Origin of the sequence: Vibrio sp. ED004, from assembly GCF_023206395.1 — a bacterium.
Lineage (GTDB): Bacteria > Pseudomonadota > Gammaproteobacteria > Enterobacterales > Vibrionaceae > Vibrio.
Genome location: NZ_CP066150.1, coordinates 105,349 through 126,620 on the forward strand (window position 1 = coordinate 105,349; position 21,272 = coordinate 126,620).

Annotated in this window: 17 protein-coding genes; 8 read left to right on the forward strand and 9 right to left on the reverse strand. The window is 45.7% G+C overall.

Going from position 1 to position 21,272, the window contains the following annotated elements; all coding sequences use genetic code 11:
* Positions 1–23: 23 nt before the first annotated feature.
* Together lldD and ITG10_RS18025 are read left to right on the forward strand one after the other, a co-directional pair.
* Complete coding sequence (gene lldD, locus ITG10_RS18020; RefSeq protein WP_017083007.1) at positions 24–1,163, forward strand: FMN-dependent L-lactate dehydrogenase LldD; 1,140 nt, start codon at positions 24–26, stop codon at positions 1,161–1,163.
* Between the two features lie 162 nt (positions 1,164–1,325).
* On the forward strand, positions 1,326–4,181 hold the full coding sequence (locus ITG10_RS18025) for an FAD-binding and (Fe-S)-binding domain-containing protein (RefSeq protein WP_017631107.1): 2,856 nt from the start codon (positions 1,326–1,328) through the stop codon (positions 4,179–4,181).
* A gap of 121 nt (positions 4,182–4,302) precedes the next feature.
* On the opposite strand, the gene ITG10_RS18030 is transcribed toward ITG10_RS18025, so the two are convergent.
* From ITG10_RS18030 to ITG10_RS18060, 7 genes are all read right to left on the reverse strand, one after another.
* Positions 4,303–4,545 carry a hypothetical protein gene (locus ITG10_RS18030; protein ID WP_009846141.1) on the reverse strand — a complete coding sequence of 81 codons (243 nt, stop codon included), beginning with the start codon at positions 4,543–4,545 and terminating at the stop codon, positions 4,303–4,305.
* A 158-nt stretch (positions 4,546–4,703) separates the two neighbouring features.
* The gene (locus ITG10_RS18035) at positions 4,704–6,440 is read right to left on the reverse strand and encodes an ABC transporter permease subunit (RefSeq protein WP_017631108.1); all 1,737 of its coding nucleotides are present in this window, start codon (positions 6,438–6,440) and stop codon (positions 4,704–4,706) included.
* Positions 6,441–6,444: 4 nt separating this feature from the next.
* Complete coding sequence (locus tag ITG10_RS18040) at positions 6,445–7,956, reverse strand: ABC transporter substrate-binding protein (RefSeq protein ID WP_017631109.1); 1,512 nt, start codon at positions 7,954–7,956, stop codon at positions 6,445–6,447.
* A gap of 48 nt (positions 7,957–8,004) precedes the next feature.
* Positions 8,005–8,856, reverse strand: a complete 852-nt coding sequence (locus tag ITG10_RS18045; protein WP_017631110.1) for an ATP-binding cassette domain-containing protein — start codon at positions 8,854–8,856, stop codon at positions 8,005–8,007.
* Complete coding sequence (locus ITG10_RS18050; RefSeq protein ID WP_017631111.1) at positions 8,853–9,611, reverse strand: ATP-binding cassette domain-containing protein; 759 nt, start codon at positions 9,609–9,611, stop codon at positions 8,853–8,855. Before ITG10_RS18050 ends, ITG10_RS18045 begins: the two co-directional genes overlap by 4 nt.
* 198 nt (positions 9,612–9,809) lie before the next feature.
* Complete coding sequence (locus ITG10_RS18055) at positions 9,810–11,135, reverse strand: MATE family efflux transporter (protein WP_017631112.1); 1,326 nt, start codon at positions 11,133–11,135, stop codon at positions 9,810–9,812.
* Positions 11,136–11,388: 253 nt separating this feature from the next.
* On the reverse strand, positions 11,389–12,258 hold the full coding sequence (locus tag ITG10_RS18060; RefSeq protein ID WP_017631113.1) for a GyrI-like domain-containing protein: 870 nt from the start codon (positions 12,256–12,258) through the stop codon (positions 11,389–11,391).
* A gap of 115 nt (positions 12,259–12,373) precedes the next feature.
* On the opposite strand from ITG10_RS18060, the gene ITG10_RS18065 reads away from it, so the two are divergent.
* The 4 genes from ITG10_RS18065 (at position 12,374) to ITG10_RS18080 (ending at position 16,573) form a co-directional block, all read left to right on the forward strand.
* Positions 12,374–13,522 carry a PLP-dependent aminotransferase family protein gene (locus tag ITG10_RS18065; RefSeq protein ID WP_017631114.1) on the forward strand — a complete coding sequence of 383 codons (1,149 nt, stop codon included), beginning with the start codon at positions 12,374–12,376 and terminating at the stop codon, positions 13,520–13,522.
* Between the two features lie 129 nt (positions 13,523–13,651).
* Complete coding sequence (locus ITG10_RS18070; protein ID WP_248387048.1) at positions 13,652–14,665, forward strand: IS110 family transposase; 1,014 nt, start codon at positions 13,652–13,654, stop codon at positions 14,663–14,665.
* 476 nt (positions 14,666–15,141) lie between these two features.
* Positions 15,142–16,131 carry a rhodanese-related sulfurtransferase gene (locus tag ITG10_RS18075; RefSeq protein WP_017632677.1) on the forward strand — a complete coding sequence of 330 codons (990 nt, stop codon included), beginning with the start codon at positions 15,142–15,144 and terminating at the stop codon, positions 16,129–16,131.
* Positions 16,132–16,315: 184 nt separating this feature from the next.
* Positions 16,316–16,573: a YdcH family protein gene (locus tag ITG10_RS18080; protein WP_017632678.1), complete on the forward strand. Its 258-nt coding sequence runs from the start codon at positions 16,316–16,318 to the stop codon at positions 16,571–16,573.
* Between the two features lie 81 nt (positions 16,574–16,654).
* On the opposite strand, the gene ITG10_RS18085 is transcribed toward ITG10_RS18080, so the two are convergent.
* Complete coding sequence (locus ITG10_RS18085) at positions 16,655–17,926, reverse strand: HAMP domain-containing sensor histidine kinase (RefSeq protein WP_248387050.1); 1,272 nt, start codon at positions 17,924–17,926, stop codon at positions 16,655–16,657.
* Positions 17,898–18,566: a response regulator transcription factor gene (locus ITG10_RS18090; protein ID WP_017632679.1), complete on the reverse strand. Its 669-nt coding sequence runs from the start codon at positions 18,564–18,566 to the stop codon at positions 17,898–17,900. Before ITG10_RS18090 ends, ITG10_RS18085 begins: the two co-directional genes overlap by 29 nt.
* A gap of 84 nt (positions 18,567–18,650) precedes the next feature.
* On the opposite strand from ITG10_RS18090, the gene ITG10_RS18095 reads away from it, so the two are divergent.
* A complete protein-coding gene (locus ITG10_RS18095) occupies positions 18,651–19,823 on the forward strand; it encodes a DUF5666 domain-containing protein (RefSeq protein WP_248387052.1) in 1,173 nt (390 codons plus the stop codon).
* Positions 19,824–20,209: 386 nt separating this feature from the next.
* The gene (locus ITG10_RS18100; RefSeq protein ID WP_026084393.1) at positions 20,210–21,271 is read left to right on the forward strand and encodes a hypothetical protein; all 1,062 of its coding nucleotides are present in this window, start codon (positions 20,210–20,212) and stop codon (positions 21,269–21,271) included.
* Position 21,272: the final 1 nt, after the last annotated feature.

A 21,272-nucleotide genomic window follows, 5' to 3' on the forward strand; every position in this document is an offset into this window, starting at 1 on the left:
CCCAAGAATTTAGGACTGAAATTATGATCATATCCGCATCGACTGATTACCGCGCCGCAGCAAAAGCAAAATTACCACCGTTTCTTTTTCACTACATTGACGGCGGTTCTTACGGAGAACATACCCTACGCCGCAACACGGCCGATCTTGCAGAGATCGCGCTCAAGCAGCGTGTCCTCAATGACATGTCAGACCTAAATTTGGAAACCGAATTGTTTGGCGAAAAGCTGGCGATGCCGATTGCCTTAGCTCCGGTTGGACTAACAGGCATGTACGCACGACGTGGCGAGGTACAAGCTGCAAAAGCTGCGGACAACAAAGGCATCCCTTTTACCATGTCCACCGTGTCGGTATGCCCGATTGAAGAAGTCGCACCTAAGATTGAACGCCCAATGTGGTTCCAGCTTTACGTGTTAAAAGATCGCGGCTTCATGAAGAACGTATTGGAACGTGCAAAAGCGGCTGGCGTGACAACACTGGTCTTTACGGTAGACATGCCTGTACCCGGCGCTCGCTACCGTGACATGCACTCAGGAATGAGTGGCCCAAATGCAGCAATACGCCGCGTATTTCAATCGATGCGTCATCCTAGCTGGGCCGTTGATGTTGGCCTTTTGGGTAAACCACACGATCTTGGCAATATCTCTACTTACCGAGGTTCTCCAACCAAACTGGAAGACTACATCGGTTGGTTGGGTGACAACTTCGACCCGTCGATTTCATGGAAAGATCTAGAGTGGATCCGTGACTTCTGGGACGGCCCGATGGTCATCAAAGGCATTCTTGATGAAGAAGATGCAAAAGACGCTGTGAGATTTGGCGCAGACGGTATCGTAGTTTCAAACCACGGTGGTCGTCAGCTTGATGGTGTTCTATCAAGTGCCAAAGCACTGCCTGCAATTGCAGACGCAGTAAAAGGCGACACTAAGATTCTGGTCGACTCTGGTATTCGTACTGGCTTAGATGTAGTTCGTATGATGGCGATGGGCGCAGACTGCACCTTGCTTGGCCGCTCTTTCGTCTACGCGTTAGCAGCACAAGGACAAGCAGGCGTTGAAAACCTACTCGACCTGTACGACAAAGAGATGCGCGTTGCCATGACATTAACTGGCGCCAAGACAATCAAAGACTTAACTCGTGACTCTCTGGTGGGGCTAGATTAAACCTCAACGATTTAGGTTCAGATTCGGACTAATGCTTTGGTCTACTTAGACTGAAGTTCAATCGGTGTCACAGCAATTCCACTGCCGTTGTGACACCGTTTAAGCACTGGAAAATAATATAAAAACAAATCAGTGCCAAATAAGAAGCACAAGGAAGCAAAGATGGAGACGACCACATCCCATGAGCGAGTAATAGATGCCAAAGCTTATCAGCAGCTTGAGGCTATACTGGCTCAAAAAATAGAAACGGAGCGCATTGTCACTCAAGAGGCAAAACGATTGGCTTACGGCACCGATGCGAGTTTTTATCGCTTGGTGCCGAAAATGGTTCTAAGGCTTAAAAACTTAGACGAAGTAATATTTACCATTCAAAGCTGTCGTGAACTGGGCATTCATTTTACCTTTCGCGCAGCAGGCACAAGCCTTTCAGGACAAGCGGTTTCAGACTCGGTACTCATCACCCTGACCGACGACTGGCGCGGCCATGAGATTGTCGATAACGGCAATCAAATCATCCTTCAACCCGGTGTGATTGGCGCAGATGCCAATAGATACCTCGCCCCTTTCCAACGTAAAATCGGCCCAGATCCAGCTTCCATCAACACCTGTAAAATCGGTGGTATTGCAGCGAACAACGCCAGTGGCATGTGTTGTGGTACTGCGCAAAACTCCTATCGCACCGTCGAAAGCATGAAAGTCGTACTGAGCGATGGCACCCTGCTCGATACCGCAGACAGTGCTAGCGTGGAGGCATTCAAGCAATCACACAAAACGCTGTTTGAAGGCATTGTTGAGCTGCACCGCCAAACCAGCTCGAATCAAGAACTCGCTGACAGAATCCGTCATAAATACCGCCTTAAAAACACCACGGGCTACGCGCTCAATGCATTGGTCGATTACCACGACCCAATTGAAATCATTAAACACCTGATGATTGGCTCCGAAGGCACGCTAGGCTTCATCGCTGAGATCACCTACAACACAGTGATTGAACACCCGAACAAAGCATCAGCTCTGTTGGTGTTTGCCGACATCGAGCAGGCAAGTAAAGCCGTGACTACTCTATCCAAAACCCCGGTTGCCGCCGTTGAGTTAATGGACGGTAGAGCGCTGCGTTCTGTCGCGGATAAACCGGGCATGCCTGCGTTTATGCCAAACTTGGATTTAGAAGCGGCGGCTATTCTGGTTGAATCACACGCCAGCTCCCAGCAGGACTTAGATTTACAATGTAAATCAATTTTGGATGCATTAGCTGATTACACGATTGTTGAATCTGTCCCTTTCACGTCCGATCCAAAAACTGTCGCAACGCTTTGGGGTATTCGTAAAGGCATGTTTCCGGCCGTTGGCGCAGTGCGTGAAGTCGGCACGACGGTCATCATTGAAGATGTTGCTTTCCCAGTCGAGAACCTTGCGAACGGCATTCGAGAGCTGCAAGAGCTGTTTGATAAATACGACTACAACGAAGCGATCATTTTCGGCCACGCCCTAGAAGGCAACCTGCACTTTGTGTTTACCCAAGGCTTCGATAGCCAAGAAGAGATCGACCGTTACGGTGGTTTCATGGATGACGTAGCCGAGCTCGTCGCCGTTAAATATCAAGGTTCTCTGAAAGCGGAACACGGCACGGGCCGTAACATGGCACCTTACGTGGAATTGGAATGGGGCAAAGACGGTTACACCTTGATGCAACAGATCAAAGCACTGTTCGACCCAGAAAGGCTGCTCAACCCTGGTGTTATCATCAACGACAATCCAAATTCCCACATCACCGACTTAAAACCAATGCCTGCTGCCGACGACCTTGTTGACCGCTGTATTGAGTGCGGATTCTGTGAGCCTGTTTGTCCGTCTCGTACACTGACCTTATCACCGCGACAGCGCATTGTGTTGTATCGAGAACTGCAACGCCGCCGAGAAGCAGGGGAAGAGATAGAAGCTAGTGAACTAGAGAAGACCTTCGAATACCAAGGCATTGATACCTGCGCCGCAACAGGCCTGTGTGCCGAGCATTGCCCAGTGGGCATCAACACTGGCGATTTAGTGAAGAAGCTTCGTATCGCCAAATATGAGAAGTTCACGCCAATCGCTAAGTGGACGGCGGATCATTTCTCGACCACCACAAAGCTCACCAAGGCTGGCCTCAAAACCAACCAAGTGGCGAGTAAAGTATTAGGCGCAAACACAGTCGGTAAGCTAACCAATGGCTTGCGCTCGATGACTAAAGGCGCGACACCAGTTTGGATGCCTGAGATGCCGCAATCCAATAGCCACTCACTGACAGCTTCGCCGATGACAGCCGAAACGTCTAATAACGCGAAGAAAGTGGTTTACCTCCCTTCGTGTGCCAGTCGAACCATGGGGCAACAGAGCGATGCGGAAGATCAACGCCCTTTGACTGAAGTGACCATGTCTCTGCTCAACAAAGCGGGATTCGAGGTGATTCTGCCCAAGAAATTAGATGACCAATGTTGCGGTATGCCTTACGACAGCAAAGGCATGACCGACCTAGCCCAATCTAAAGCGCAACAGCTCGAAGAAGTATTGTGGCAAGCGAGTCGTCAGGGTGAATACCCAATCTTGATGGACACCAGTCCATGTGCCAAACGCAGTATTGAGCAATTCACCAAACCATTAGAGGTGCTAGAGCCGACAGGTTTTGTGAATCAATATTTGCTAGAACACCTGACGCTTGCACCACTTAAAGAGACCGTAATGCTACATGTCACTTGTAGCTCTCGCCGAATGGGTTTAGAAGGTGCAATGTTAAACCTTGCCAAAGCGTGTACCGAAGAGGTCATTGTTCCTGAACATATTCAGTGTTGTGGTTGGGCGGGTGATAAAGGTTTTACTACGCCAGAGCTGAATGAGGCGGCAGTGCATCCACTCAAGGAACAAGTACCGAGCAACTGTACTCGTGGTTTCAGTAACAGCAGAACCTGTGAGATCGGTTTATCCCATCACAGTGGCATTCCGTATCAATCAATCTTGTACTTGGTGGACGAAGTGGCGCAATAGCTCCACTCATACTGCGAGCAATGTGCTCTAGCTTAAAACGAAAAATGGCAGCCCAATCAGGCTGCCATTTGTTTATTCGATTTTAAACGTGCTACTGAACTAACAGTTAGAGAGCTAACGGTTAGAGAGCTAGGCGCATCAACTCTTCTGGAGAGTAGTGTTCTGCTTCTGCACCTTTGGCGATTAGGTCAATCACTTGGAACTCGCTCATGTCACCAAACTCTTTGGTTAAGTAATCACGAAAGGCTTTCTCATTCGGCCATTTACCGCGCACGATATAGCCATCTTCTTTGTCGAAATCTTCCGTCTCAAAGAAAGAAAAGTCGGTCATACCGATATTGTGGCAATACAAAACGAGATACATGTTGAATCCTTAACGCTGAACACTTAACTAGGCTAAAAACCGATCGACAACCGATCCGAAAGCCAATTCTAAAAAACAGGCCTAAGGTTACAACATAAAAAGCAAATCGAACACTCAATCGAATAGTACGTCGAAAACTTAAGCCCTCTCCTTCTTCGTTAATCATCAAACATCATGTTGATGGCTGCGCCCAACAAAATCAGTCCAATAATTGGTCCCATTACCGTCAATGGCGCGCGCTCAATGTATGGCAAGTTCTCTGCAATCATCAAACCCCACTCCGGTGCTGGTGGTTTTGCCCCTAACCCGATGAAGCTCAACGAAGTCAGGCTTAGAGTGATTACTGGCAACCTCAACAACGCGTGTCTTAGCAACGGTGGCAGCACATAAGGAAGCAAGTAGAAGCGGAAGATTCTCAGCTTACTAGTGCCCCACAGTGGCGCGAGGTGTGTATAAGGTTGAGCCTTAGCTTCCACAATCAAACTTGAACAGTGCGCCGCCAATGGCGCCCAAGATACCAATACAATCGCAATTAATGCGCTGTTCGGATTCATTCCTGTTAAGCCCGTAACCAACAGGCCAGCAATGATGTAAGGGATACCCTTAGTAATCTCGATAAGGCCTTGGCTAAAACGCGTGTTGAAGCCCATGATGATGCCCGTCACCAAGCTCAAGAACGTTGCCAGAATACCCGCTTGGAAGGTCGCGACCATACCAGAGCCGATTCTCGCTAACAGGTCTCGCCCAATGCCGTCTGCCCCCAAAGGCGCTTGCCAGCTCGGTGATGCCAAGCGTGCGAATTGGCTGGTGTATGGGTCTCGGAATGCAGCCCATACCACGATAGCAATTAGGAATGAGAAGATCGCAAAAGCAGTGACACGCTTGGCGCGGCTCTGGGTAAAACGAAACGAAGAGTGGCTACTGATGAGCTTGCCGCTTTTCAGGCTGTGACCCAGAATCAACTGCTGAACAAACAGGCTGATGCTGCTTACTGCAATCGAAAACAGCAGCAATACTAATAAGCCGCCTTGCAGCATCGGCAGATCTTGCGCCTTAGCAGCACCAAGAATCATGCGTCCGATACCCGGGATCGAAAAGATAAGCTCAACCGCGACTGCGCCACCAGTTAAACCAATCACGATCATCGCGATTTGTGGGATCAGGCTGCTCAGCGCTCTTTTCAGCGCAAAGCGAATAATTTGGTTGGAGTGAACGTTGGCACTGAGCCAAGTAATCACCCAAGGTTCATTTAGAACGCGTTGTAAACTGTCTCTGAGCAGGCGACTAAACAGGCCGCTAGCAGGCAGTGCGAGCGCTAAACTCGGTAGCCAAATGTCTTGCCAGCCTTGCCAACCATACGGTGGTAGCCAACCTAACCAGATAGAGAACACCAGTATTAATACCGAGGCCACCACGTACTCTGGCAACGATATTAATACGGTGCTTAAACTGCTGTAACTCTGCCCTAATTTACCCTTCTTCCAACTGCGTAAGGTAGCCAGTAAGCCTGCACCGCACAGTACGAAAGTCATCACCAATGCGCTCGACATCAAAAACAGGGATGTAGACGCTGTTTTTTGAATGCCTAATGCAACCGAAGAACCGTCAATCCAAGATTTACCTAGGTCACCAGAAAAGGCACTCCCTACCCAGTCAATCAAGCGCTCACTTGCCGAACGGTCAAGCTGAAGATCAGCACGTACTGCCGCTAAAGCTTCAGGCGTAAGCAGGTGTTGTTGCCCCGCTCTTGCACGCAGGATGGATTGGCTTGGGTCGATGCCTGCAATGTCAGGCATCAAGCCAACAAGAATCACCACCACAATCAGTGAAGCGATTCTTGATAGCCAAGGCGTCAAGATAAATAAGGTTCGACGCAGAGTCTCAGCAGATAGCATTTATTTAGTTAACCTGTGTTGCCGAGTTAACTTGAGTCGTTTGATCAACCAAGCGACGTTCACTTGGGTCACGAACCACATTGCTTACGCGCTCGCTTTCACCTTGAATCACACGTTCGTGAAGCAATGGAATCGCAGCGAATTCGTTAAGGATTTTTTGTTCCGCTTCGATGATCGCTTGCTGACGCTGTGCACCTAGCGGTTGTAGGTCAGCGTGAGCCAGTGCTTTATCTACCTCTTGAGAACAAAATTGACCAAGGTTGAATGAACCCTTACAGCCAAAGTCACTCATCATGTAAGCCACTGGGTCCCCCGAATCTAGAACCGTTGCGCGAGAAAGGATGAACGCATCGAACTTTCCTGATAGCGCGTCGTTTTCTATCTGCGCGTATTCACGGATATCCAGCTCAACCTTGAAACCAGCCGCTTCAAGTTGCTGTTTAAGCAGCGCTGCCACTTCTGGAAGCTCAGCACGATCAGTAAAGGTACCGATAACGATACTTTCGCCGTTCGCTTTTAGAGTCTTGTCGATTGCCTGACCTTCAGGTCGAATTGGCTCAGCCCAAGCAAGTGCAGGACCTAACAGACCTTGCGCGATATCTGCGTGGTTTTCGTAAACGGTATTCACGATTTGTTCACGGTCTACCGCAGCAGCCGCGACTTTACGTAGTTCAATATCGCTAAATACGCCTGACTTATTGTTCAGATAAAGCGTGTTAGTACGAGGCATAGCTACTTCGTAAAGCAGGTTCGAATCAATGGTCGCGATTTGTGATACTGGCACAGCTTCAACAATATCAGCCGTACCTGTTCTTAGAGCTGCAGCACGAGCAAAACCGTTAGGAACGTATTCTGCAATTACAGATTCAACTTGTGCTTTTTCACCCCAGTAACCATCGAAACGTTTCAGTTTCGCGCTAGTTGTACCGTTAATTTCAGTCAATTCAAACGGACCAGTACCTGCACCAATAGGGCTAACACGACCATCTTCTTGATACGCGCTTGCTGCTAGAATCGCTAATTGAGGGCTTGATAGACGGCTTGGTAGAAGAGGGTCATCAAAGCTGGTTTTGATCTCTACGCGGTAGTTGTCCATTGCTTTCACTTCTAGCTCAACACCATCTAGGATGCGTGGCTTAGGTGCCGCTTCTAGAGCTTTCTGTAGTGAGTTCACAACGGCTTCTGCTGTTAATGTCGAACCATCATGGAATTTAACACCTTGGCGAACCGTGAATTGCCAAGTCAGTGGATCAACATGTTTCCAATCCGTTGCCAGCATTGGCTCAGCTTCTGAAGTTGGGCTCAGGTTAACTAGCGTTTCAGCTGTGCTCCAACGCGATAGTTTGAACGCGTCATCAGAAAGTGGTGATAGGCCCGTTCTTGGTGGCTGCATCATCGCAACACGAATTTCAGATTTGACCGCAGCTTCGCTCGACTCTGGTTGAGAGTCAAAACAGCCTGTCAAAGGCAGTGCTAACGCAAGTGCGCAAGCCAATTTGATTGAATTAAAACGCATAGTTATTTTTCTCTATAGCTGTATTTTATTAAATTAGTAAGGTTGTGTTTAACAAGTAGATTTCGAAAGAGGCTGAGATTCGATCAGCATCTGAGTCGCTGGATGAGCGGGTTCGCTCATCACTTGAGGTGTCGGTCCATGCTCCACCATCTCGCCATGGTCAAGAACCAGAATTTCTTCGCAAAGCGCTTGTGCTGCGCCTAGGTCGTGTGTCACCAAAATAAGGCGCATATCGCGCTTCTTTTTCAGGGAATTCAATAAATCGAGTAGCCTCTGGCGATTCACAGGATCTAGACTACTGGTTGGCTCATCGGCAACTAATACTGCGGGTCTAACGACAAGTGCCCGAGCAATGGCCACTCGTTGAGCTTGGCCTGTAGAAAGCTGATTAGGCTTCAGTGATAGTAATGTGGCAGGTAAGCCAACGTCCAACAGCGTCTCTTCAATGATGCTTTCATGATTGCCAGAAACATCTAGATTGCTTAGCGGCTCGGCTAGAATCTGTCGAACGGTGTAGTAAGGGTTAAGGCTAGTGTGTGGTTCTTGTGGCACCAATTGGATCAAGCGACACACAGTTGCTTGCGCTTTGCTATTGCGAATAGGCAGTGAATGACCAAACAAGCTGATACTACCGAGAGTCGGCGCTTTCAAACCAAACAGCAGTTCAATCAGCGTAGATTTACCGGCACCAGAACGTCCAACAATAGCCAGGCTTTTGTCTTCAACATTTAGGTCGATATTCTGTAGCGCTTTGAACGCCTTACCACCCAACCAACTCGGCACTGAGTAATAATGAACCCCGACATTCTCGAACTTAATCTCAATCGGTGTTTGTGTTTCTGAATCAATCACAGGCATTGACGGTGAGACTTCTGAATTTAGTGATAAGGTCGAGCTCATTCGATTAGGTCTCTCAATGAACAGCAGAAAGCGTGAGAGCTCGATTCAAGCGCGTGTTTCGGAGCACCATAAGCCACCACACCGCCATCATCGATCACCAATAACTTGTCACAGGCTAAGGCGCTGTGCAGGTCATGCGTGATGAGCAAACCACCAATTTGACGCTGTTTAACATTGTCTCGAATCAGTTTAAGTATCTCTTGCTCTGTAACCGGATCTAACGCGCTGGTTGGTTCATCGGCGATAATGATATCGGCGTTACTCAGCAGGCCAATCGCAATACACACACGTTGACGTTGTCCTCCCGAAATTTGACTCGGGTATAACGGCAAGATGGTTTCTGGATTAGGAAAACCCAGTTGGATCAACAACTCGGTAATTTTAATTCTGTCTTTTGATTTAAGCTTAGTGCGAGTTCCCGTCAAGGCAAGGCAGAGTTGACCTTCTATCGAAACCAGAGGATTTAAAGCTTGAAGTGCATCTTGGAAGATAACTGCTGGTCGTTGTGCTGCAGTTCTTTGCAACATAGACAAACCACACACAGCCTCACCAGTTAGAGAAATATGACCTTCAACTTCGACGGTGTCTGGCAGAAACCCCACAATAGCGCGTGAAAGCATCGACTTACCAATGCCTGATGGGCCCATAATCGCCAACAGCTCACCTCGATAAACGTCGAAGTGGATATCTTGGAAAAGTGTTCTCGAAGAGGTTTTGATCGTTAGGTGGTCAACAGACAAAAGTGGGGCGTTCACGCAGATACTCATAGATAGATGTTATAACATAACAACCTTATCATTTAGCAGAGGTGATGGAAAGTGGGCATTGAACTGTATCGCGTTTTATTTGCCGTTTAATTGACCTTTTTTATTAGATAAAAAGCGCCCTCTAAACTTACTGTGTAAAGATAGACAAGCGCTTTTATAAAGTATTATAGATGCTGGTTAGGTCGCTCAGTTAATAACATTTTCTGCCGGGTAACACTTCTGCTTAACTTGTGCGATGAACGGATACAAAAATGCAATACGCCCAAGATAAAACAGGGTAAATGCCAACCACAGACCATGATTGCCCCAAGCTCCGACAGCAAACGCCTGAACAGCCAAGAACACCAACAAAGTCGCGATACTTGAGTCTCTAACCGGACGCGTGGTACCTGTTCCGGTAAAGATGCCGTAAACCGTTAAGCCAAAGCCTGCCACTAGCGGAAACACGATTAACCATGGTGCCATCTCTTGGTACAAGGCAACCAGCGCTGGAATATCGGTAAACAAGAAAACAATGCTGCCTTTAAATACCAAGGTCAAAAACGTCAGTGCGGCGATAAAACCGGCCGTCCATTGGAAGTTAAGTCTTAATACTCGATCCAACATTGAAGGATTCTTCTGACCTACGGCTTTGCCCGCAAACACACTCGATGCATTGGCAATACCATCAAACATATAACTGACAATGAAGGTCACCTGCATCAAAATTGCGTTGGCGGCCAGAACATCAGTACCCAGTTTAGAACCGGTACGCGCCATCATGTTGAAGAACACCAATATACAAATGGTGCGAAGCAATAGATCGGTATTTGAAGAGATGATGGTCGATAGATCTTTCTTGGTCATCTTCGAGCCTTGTAGGAACTCAGAGGTCGAGATATTGCTGGTCTTCATCACCAAGGTCACGCCAATCGCAAAGGTAGTAACTTGTGCAATCAAACTTGCGTAAGCCACACCCGCGACACCTAAATCGAAATAAAGTACAAATACCGCATCCAAGACAATGTTCAACACGTTGCCAAACACTTGTGTGTAAAGGACTTCTTTGGCTTTCGCCTGCCCCATCAACCAACCGATAATGGTGTAGTTGAGCAACACAAAAGGCGCGCCATAAATCAAAATACTGAAGTAGATATGCGCTTGTTCAGCCACGTTCGCTTCAGGCTCGATCACCCACATTGCACCTTGCCAGATGAGTGGTTGTATCAGAATAAAGATCAAACCCACCAAACCAGACAGCACAAACGGACGCATCAAGCTGCCCGCCAAATCAGAACGGTTTCCCTTACCTAGTGCCATCGCACTTTGCCCCGTGGTACTGACACGGAAAAAGCCAAACAACCAATACATGGTGTTCATAATGATGGTGCCGATAGCCACACCACCAATCAGTTCAGCAATACCAAGTTGGCCGATCACAGCAGTATCGACGGCACCAAGCAGAGGCTGGGTCACCGTTGAGATGATAAAAGGGAAAGCGATTTTTAGATAATCTTTATGGGTAATGGTCATATTCTAGCGAGTGATATTAAGAACTATTTGCAATTAGGGTGGATGCTATCGTTTAATCCGTACGTTGTCATCATTTACTGGAGTAAATTATCAACAAAGTGCCTTTCTCTTTTCAACTCTAAATGGAACAACTTATTGTCATTTGCGAGGCTAATTCGTCTCAACAAATCGACAAAATTCAGATCAATAAAACGCCATATTCGCCAATAACTGGGAGTCCTGTTTCCAAGATCTAATTCTATCTTTATATCGCCTAGTAAAAGCTCACAGGAAGATAAAAATCGAGCTCGAAGACTTCGTCGGTATTCAGGAAATGATTCTGATGATAATGCACATATGCAGGCGTCGAACGCTGCTTGAAGCCTGAAGTGGGTAGCCACTTTTCTAACACCATGCTGATCTGTGGTAGCAGCTCACCATAGCGCCCATTAAGTCGAAATACGGCGTGCAAACCACCGGGAATGACCATCTGATTAACCACGCTACGGTACTTAATCGGTTCGTCAATCGCGATACACGCTACGTAGCGGCACTGATCCATTTCAACCCAAGCCGGGTTTGAGTGGTGTAAACCAAATTGGCTAGAAAAGTCGCGTTGCTCTGAGTTTGCCCATGCTTTCAATATCAACCACGCATTACGAATGGAGCGGTTATAGCCCGTATGTCGAACATAAGCAGCCATACGTTCAGGTACTTCAACGATCTTAGGTTCAGGTAGCACTCGCTGCGCCACGTTTAAATAGCCCGCCGCTACTTCTGGGTCTTTCAAATAAGGCTTCTCTGCTACCTGTAAATCATGTTTACGCCATTCTCCCGGAGACATATTAAAGGTCGCTTTAAACGCGCGGCTAAACGAAGACACCGAACTAAAACCACACTTACTGGCGATTTCCACCACCGAGGATGTGGTATCGAACATCAATTGATTGGCCGCATACTCCATTCGGGTACGTCGAATGTATTGATGTAACGACTCCCCGACCACGCTTTTGAAGGTGCGATGAAAATGCTGCTCGGAATAAGCCGCAATCTCAGAGAGCGCTTTTGCCGACAAAGGCTGGCTAATGTCTTGGTGAATATGGAACAGAACATCATTGATTCGCGATATGTGTTGACGTGACATCGTTTAAATAGCATAAATGGACATGTTTAAGAGCATAAACGGACACGCTTATTTTTACAATTGCCGTGTAATATCAAGCGATAGAATAAAAACGATAAACGACGAGACACAACACATGGAAATCGCACAGTCATTACAACAGATTCAATCTTCATACATTCGAGAGATCCTCGCAGCCGCAAGTGATCCAAATGTCATCTCATTGGCCGGTGGTTTACCGGACGAGAAAACATTTCCGATTGATTTGATGAAACCAACGCTAGAAAACCTAGCGAACATGCCTGAAGTTTTCCAATACGGTTCGACTGCAGGTTACGGCCCGTTACTTGAGCACCTTACGCAAAGCTACCAATTGCCAGAGACTCACACGGCAATGATCTGTACCGGTTCTCAGCAAGGTTTGGATTTAATTGCTCGTGCCTATGTTGATCCAGATGATGTGGTTGTGATGGAGGCGCCAAGCTACCTAGGCGCGATGCAAGTGTTTGGTTTGGTTCAGGCGAATATCGTGACTGTGTCTCAAACAGAGTTTGGCCCGAACTTAGATGAACTAGAAACGTGCTTCGCAGAGCAAACACCAAAGATGTTCTATGCGGTGCCAGATTTCCATAACCCAACGGGCGTATGTTGGACAACAGAAACTCGTCAAAAAGTGGCTGAGCTGTGTATCAAATACAACGTAGCATTCATTGAAGATGCGCCTTACCGTGAGCTACGTTTCACAGGCACAGAGCTGCCGTTGGTATCATCTTTCTGCCCAGACAACTCTATCGTTCTTCGTTCATTCTCTAAGATCGCATCGCCAGGCTTACGCATTGGCGCAGTAACCGGTAAACGCAGCTACCTTGAGCCACTGATTAAAGTGAAGCAAGGCGCGGATTTACACTCAAGCGTTCCTATGCAAGCACTGCTTGTTGGTCTTCTAAAACATGAAGACTTTGGCGTGCATATGGAAAACATTCGCACCCTATACAAATCTCGTTATGAAGTGCTGTTCTCAGAGCTAGAGAAACAACTGCCTGCAGATTGCGTGTTAAAAGCTGTGGATGGCGGAATGTTCATCTGGGTTGAAATCCCAGAGTGCGATACTTTTGAACTGGCTAAGACCCTACTATCGAATGGCGTGGCGGTTGTACCAAGCCCAGTATTCTATCCAAAAGCCGATGAAGCAAAAGCAGCGCTACGCCTAAACTTCACCAATGCTAATCCAGAAGAATTAACCGAAGCGGTAAAACGCTTAGCGGAAGTACTTAACCAAGCGTAATCGCTGCTTAAGTAACACATACTGGATACCAAAGCCCTGCTGTATTTTTACAGCAGGGCTTAATTATATGGTCCGCCTCACTCTCAAGCCCTTAAGCTTAGAGTAGGCTCTCAGAATGAGGTGAACCATATGTCTTCTATTCATATTTTAGGTATCGACCTAGGTAAACACTGCTTCCATGCTATCGCACATAACCGTTGTGGGGTGGAGGTGCTTCGTCGTAAATTTAATCGCAATCAACTCTTAATCTTTCTTAGTAAAATAGAACCAACAACTATTGCTTTCGAAGCTTGTGGCGGTGCTCATTGGCTTGCTCGAAAGTGTGGTGAGCTTGGTCATCAACCCCGACTTATTCCTCCTCAGTATGTAAAGCCTTATGTCAAAGGCAATAAAAACGATTTCATCGATGCTTCAGCGATCGCAGAGGCTGCGAGTCGACCGACCATGAGATTTGTGGCTGTAAAAAGTGAAGAGGCTCAAGTCATCGCAGCGATTCATCGAGTCAGAGATAGTTATATCAAGGAGAGAACCGCCACTATGTCGCGGATCGGCGCGATCTTACTTGAGTTTGGCCTTAGCTTTCCCAAAGGGCATGCAAAGATGAAGTCTCTGTTTCAATGGTTAGCAGAACAAACAGTATCACTACCAAAAAGCTTGCTATGTGAATTGATATCTATCCATGAACACTACAAGTACCTCAATGAACAAATCAAAACCCAAGATATCAAACTTCAAACTATTGTTGATAATAACGAAAGTGCTCAATTATTAAAAACTATCCCTGGAATTGGCGATCTTACCTCCACATTGTGTATTGCTGATGTAAGCTCTCCGAGTAACTTCACCAATGGCCGCGAGATGGCGGCTTGGTTGGGACTTGTACCAAGGCAATTCTCAACGGGAGGAAATACCAAGCTACTTGGTATGAGTAAACGAGGAAATAAGCACCTCAGAACTCTGTTTATCCATGGCGCAAGAGCTGTACTCTCTAGGCTAGAGACGACAGGGAAAGTGTTTGGAGAGTGGCTTGTGAACCTACGAGCCACCAAACCATTTAATGTAGTGGTAGTTGCATTAGCCAACAAGCTAGTGAGGATAGCTTGGGCGGTGTTATACCACCGCCAAGCTTTTAAGGCTGTTTAGCTATAACCAAGTTTGCAACGCCAATGAACGTGATGACAAAAACGGTCAATCGGCCAGATTAAGAACCTGACACAAAAAATAGCAATCAATGCTTTGGGCTTTTTAAGGATAATCTGGCGCGGATATCATCGTGGAGCTGGGAAGCTAGTGCTCCCAACAAGGACTCCGAATACATTAGCGCAAACCAACTCCGTTATTACTTAATTGTAGTTGCAATAACGGGGCGGACCATACATTTTTGTGTAATGTCGCCTCCAAGAAAGATGGTGAAATAACTCGATTTCTTAAATAGTAAATCCACATAACATTTGGTGATAAATAGCCCTACGTTTGGTTGGTTTTTGTCCCGTGCCGCCTTGGTTATACTGCGGCTGATTTTAATAAGCCAACAGACTGAGCTGAGTTGAAATACTCAGTTTCGATCAGAATAGGCAACCGCTCTGGATTTACGTTCCAGCTCGCAGAAAGGAAAAACCATGTCTCAATATGTTGTATGTGCTCTGTATAAATTCGTAGCACTTGATGATTACCAAGAAATTCGCCAGCCACTCACTGACGTGTTAGAAGCCAATCAAATCCGCGGTACTCTGCTACTAGCGGGTGAAGGCATCAACGGCACCGTTGCAGGTAAGCGCGAATCTATCAACGCCCTTCTTCAATGGTTCAAGCAAGACCCTCGCTTAGCTGATGTTGTTTACAAAGAGTCGTTCAACGACGAGCAGCCGTTCAACCGCACCAAGGTTAAGCTTAAGAAAGAGATCGTAACCATGGGCGTTGAGGGTATCGACCCACGCCACGTTGTCGGTACTTACGTAAAACCAAACGAGTGGAACGCATTGATCTCTGATCCTGATGTGATTCTGGTTGATACTCGTAACGACTACGAAGTGGACATCGGCACATTCAAAAATGCCGTAAACCCAAACACAGAAACCTTCCGTGAATTCCCTCAGTACGTTGAAGATAATCTAGACCCGAAGAAGCACAAGAAAGTCGCAATGTTCTGTACAGGTGGTATTCGTTGTGAAAAATCAACGGCATACATGAAAGAGCAAGGCTTTGAAGAGGTTTACCACCTTGAAGGCGGCATTCTAAAGTACCTAGAAGAAGTACCTGAAGAAGAGAGTATGTGGGAAGGTGATTGCTACGTGTTTGATGGCCGTGTTGCCGTTAACCACCAGCTAGAAAAGAGTGGCTACGATGTATGTAACGCGTGTCGTTTACCAATCACTGACGAAGACAAAGCCTCTGAGCACTTCGAGAAAGGCGTAAGCTGCCCTAAGTGTATTGATAAGCACAGCGACGAGCAGAAAGCCCGTTTCCGCGAACGTGAAAAGCAAGTTCAACTATCGAATGCGCGTGGCGAAACCCACGTAGGTGGCGAAGCTGCTCACCTTATCGAGCAACGTAAGAAAGAGAAGCTTGCACACAAAGAGCAACAACGCTCTGGTAAGAAAGCAAAGTAAGCTTCACACATAGACCTAAAGTTATAAACGTATAACGATAGACATTAAAAAGGGCGTAAGTTCGAGGATCATTCCACGAGTTTACGCCCTTTTTTGATCGCTTTACGGCTTTGTGTTTTGAGCCACATTTCTTTCAAAAAATAGCTTCTATACTGTTAGTAATTCGACTAGAGAGGAAGTGCCAATGCTCAATGAAAACCATGCCTTTATCTTAGATTTCCCAGATCTTAAATTAGACATTGTTCAGCTCAACTACGACGACGAAAAATTCAAAGCAGACATGCAAAAATACCACCAACTCGACTACGACATCCGTCAGCTAGAAATCTCTGGCAGCCCTATCGATGACGACAGCATGCACAACCTCAAAGTAGAACGCATGGAGCTAAAAGACTCGCTACACAAACAGCTCACGCGCCATCACGCGCTTAAGATCGTATAACAACTCATTATGCTAGTGTGGCTAACCTGGCCACACTACTCTCCTTCTTAATAAGGCCTTTTTTATAATTAAAACGACCTATTACCCAACCTGATTATTCGCTGAAAAATCTAAATAAGTACTAAACTGAAGCCCATCATCTTGTGTTTCAAAACTCCAACCCATGCGCTCACAAATTCGTTGCACAATCACTAAGCCACAACCATAGCCAGCATTGTAAGTCTCATTGCCATCATGACGATTAGTGATCACCAATTGAGAACCTTTCAGTGCGATTCCAACATCACCAACACTGTAGCTAAACGCATTCTTAATTAAGTTATTCAATACAATAGTAATAAAGCTTTCTGGTGCATACACCGTGACAGTCTCCTTGACGTCCAGATCATAACTAGCATCCTGCTTGGCAAACAAAGGTGCCATTTCAAGTAGCTGATTCTGAACCTCGGCTTCCAAGTCATAGTGACCAAAATAATGCTCATCGATACTCTCTTTGCCAAGCAGCAAAAACATTTCAGTCAGCACTCGCATCTGTTCACTCGCTTCTTGCAGGCGATTAATCGCTTTTAACGCAACAGGAGGTTGATTGGGTACTTTAGTTAGCAGCTCTGCCGACCCTTTTATCACCATTATCGGGGTTCGAAGTTCATGAGAGGCAAATCGATTGAACTCTTCTTCCCGCTGAAAAAAACCTGAAATATGATTCTTCGAATCTAAAAGTGTCTGCTCAATATGTCGTGTTTCAGCGTAGGATGTCTCGACTTTAAAACTTGGCTGCTCAGGGTGCATTTGCCCAATTTTCTTTTCTATCTGGTTAAGTGGCCTCGACAGCGAGCGCACAACATAGATCCCATACAAAACCATAAAAATGGAAGTTAAACCGCCAAGTATGAGGGTGTAGTTGTGGAGGCTCCATTCATACTCGTCGAGGTAGTCGTCTGCGTCATCTTGAAACAAGATATACATCAATCCTTTGCCTGACGGGTGTTCGAATACGTAAAAGTGTTTATCTTCTGTACCTAACAAATGCTCATAAAAACCGGGCTTCTTATATTGAGTTAACCAGTTGGGCAGTTCCGCCTCACTCCAGTAACTCGAAAACTCATTTTGATTCGGCAACAACGCTTCTTCGCCAAGTAACTGATATTCAGACGTATAACGATTAGCTTCAGTATCTAACCAGTGATGGAGGCTGATCACTTCCATCTGGTTTTCAGCGATATAAATCACGGTCCAAAAAAGACCGAACATGACCAAGGTCATCAGGCCAAAGCTGCGGCGGATTTTTCGGTAGATGCTCGGGTAGTCGCCGTAGCTTGAGCCGTTATGCTTTGAGTCGGTAACCTTGTCCATGAATAGTCTCTAATCGTGAATGTTCAAACCCTTTATCGAGCGCATTACGTAGGCCATAGATATGACTTCGAAGCGCATCACTGCTTGGCGATTCATCACCCCAAACGGAATCAATCACTTCAGTTCTTGAAACAATCGCTGGCGCGTGTCGCATAAGGACTTTTAGTATTTTTAACTGAATTCGACTCAACTTAATTAGCCTACCTTCTCGGTATACCTCGTCGGTCTGCGAGTTGAGAGTAATATCGGCAAAACTCTGCTTTCCAATATCTTGACGTGGACCTCGGCTTGCCAATGCATTGATTCTTAAACTGAGCTCTTGCATGGCGAAAGGCTTAACTAAGTAATCATCTCCACCCGCTTGGAAAGCCGCTATCTTGTCATCCAACCTATCTTTAGCGGTTAAAAATAGAATTGGTGTAGGACACTGCACCTCTTCTCTTAACTTTCTAACAGCGGAGATGCCGTCTAATTTAGGCATCATGATGTCCATGATAATCACGTCATAATGATTCTCAGACGCTAACTTCAAGGCCGCTTCACCATGATAAGCACAATCGATCACCATCCCTTCTAACTCTAGGTAATCGGCAATGGTTTCTGCAACATTGTGGCTGTCATCAACGATCAAAATTTTCATCGATTTATTTCACCTTTCTTCACGAGTGCTTCACGTTTGAGTTTATAAGATACACCCTCAATAAACCAAATAAAGAGTATATAGATGAAAAAGTTAGCGCTGATTTCGGTTGTCGGTTTAATTCTAACTGGCTGTGGCGGTAGTGACAGCAATAGCAATGGAAGCAACGATAACAACACGCAAGCTCCGTCAGCAATCCAGGGAACCATTGACTCTGTTTCTGGCAACACCATTGTTGTGAATGGCTATAGCTATCAAGTAGACAGTGCGAACTACGCAGGTGAAGACGTGGCTATTGCAGACCTAGAAAAGAACATGATGGTCTCTATTTCATCTAATGCTCGTAGCGCTTCAGCTCACACTGGCGGGACTCAAGTGGGTCTTGAGCCGACTATCGTTGGCCTTATCTCAGACACCAACCATAATAATGGCACGTTTAAAGTAAACGGCATAGCATTGAGCTTTTCAGCTTTATCACGTGAAATTGAAAATGGCGATTGGGTAATGGTCTCTTCTTTACCAACAGCCAATGCTGGTTACAAAGTTCTTTCTGTTGTTAAGTTTGAGCACTCTAACTTAACTGAATCCGTTGAAGTTGAAGGGCTGATCAGCGAGCTAAATGAATCGACTTTCAAACTTGGCGCAAACCTAAGCGTTGATTATTCAAATGCCCACATCGATAACGACGATACCAACTCTGGTTTATCTAATGGCCTTTGGGTTGAAGTAACCGGTGCAATGACAGGCTCTGTATTGCATGCAAAAGAAGTGGAAATCGAAGATTTTGATGATGTCGACAATGATACGGAAATCGAAGGCATTATTACTTGGGTAGCTAACGACAAATCATCATTTAATTTAAGCTACAAAGGTCGCTTTTTTATCAATGATAATACTCGTTACGAAGATGGTAACCAATCAAACTTAACCGTAGGTACAGAAGTCGAAGTAACAACAGAACAAGCTAACGGCGAAAATGTTGCTACCGAAATCGAATTTGAACACGACGATGATTCACAAGATTGGAATGATAATGACGTTGATTTTGAGGGTGAAGTTCAGAGCACCGATGACGAGGCATTGAGCTTTATCATTCAGACGCCATTTGGCAATCAAACTGTCTACGTTAACCAAAATACTCGCTATGAAGACGGCCTAACTTTCAACACATTACAAAATCAACGTGTTGAAGCTGAAGCGTACAAAGTTAATAACCAATACATCGCAAGTGAAGTCGAAGTAGAAGATAACGACTAAGATATAATGTCGTTACTGTTATCTTAAAAAGCCATGCACTACGCGTGGCTTTTTCGTTTAAATACAAGTAAATAGACACATTAAGAATACCCCATCAATTATAATCGATTTACGTTCCAGAGTGATCTTTAGTTCAGAAGTTAAGTAATTGATAAATACAAAAGTTACAACAAACAAACATTCACCATAGATATCACTCGCATATATCATCCAGCCAATTAGATATGTCTCTAGAATAAATACTCCTGCTATTTCCACTACACGCCGTTTTGATACATTCCTCATCAATGGCATTCAATTTATAAATAGTCATATTTATCAATGACATTCTCCCAATTGATTCCAGAGTAGTAAATTTTTATCAATAACTTAATAGGAGAACTAACATGAATGGTCAACGTTCACTGTTAGCAGTGGCAATAGCCCTAGGGATAGCAGGATGTGGTAGCGACAGTTCGGGTAGCTCCACAACTGATACTGGCGGTTCAACAGCAACTTCAGTGTCTTTAACAGCAAAGGCCGCTGATGGCTATTTGGTAGGAGCCAATGCGTGTTTGGATCTAAACAGCAATAAAGTTTGTGATAAGGATGAGCCAAGTGCCGTAACGGGTGACGATGGTTCGTTTACGATTGATAATCTAACTCAAGAACAACTTGAACAAGGTACTTTGTTGATCGAAGTGGTTGCCGGACAAACCATCGATACCGATAACCCAGGTGTCGTTCTGAGCAAGAGCTATCGCCTAACTGCGCCACCAAAATCCGTATTTATTAGCCCATTAACGACTCTGATTCAAAATGAAATAGAGAGTGGTTCTTCGTTAGAAGAAGCTAAAACAGCTATTCAAGAGAAGTTAGGGACAACTCTCGATTTAACGCAAGATTATATCGAAGCCAAAAACAATAACGACTTAGCCGATGCACAAAAAGCGGCTTTTGAAAACCTACACCGCGTTGCTCAAGTTACCGCTTCAGTCATGGCAGAGAACACGGATGCGTTATCAGAAACAGCAGCGGGCGCCGGTATTTCTGTCGAAGCACTCACCGTATTGATTAATGAAGAAGTCACTCGAGTCCTCGAGGAAGTCGTAAAAAATATTAAAGCAGCTGGAGATAACTTCAACCCAAGCGATATTGCTGGCAGTATTAATCGCGATCACATCGCCATTGATGACTCTAATCTCGAAGATAAAATTAAAGAAAATGAGGCAAATAAAGGCTCTAAGCAAGCCGACCTCGCGAAGCTTATCAAAACAGACGGTATCAATTGGTTTGGCGGCGATAATGACACTGGCAAAGATTTAGTAGTTGCCTATGGAACATTGAAGTCTGATGCAGATAACTCAGTTACCGATACCAGTTATATTTATGATTACTTTGCTGAGCAATTTGTTGAGTTAGAATATACCCCTGACACAAATAGCATGGTGTTAGGACAAAACGGTTAGG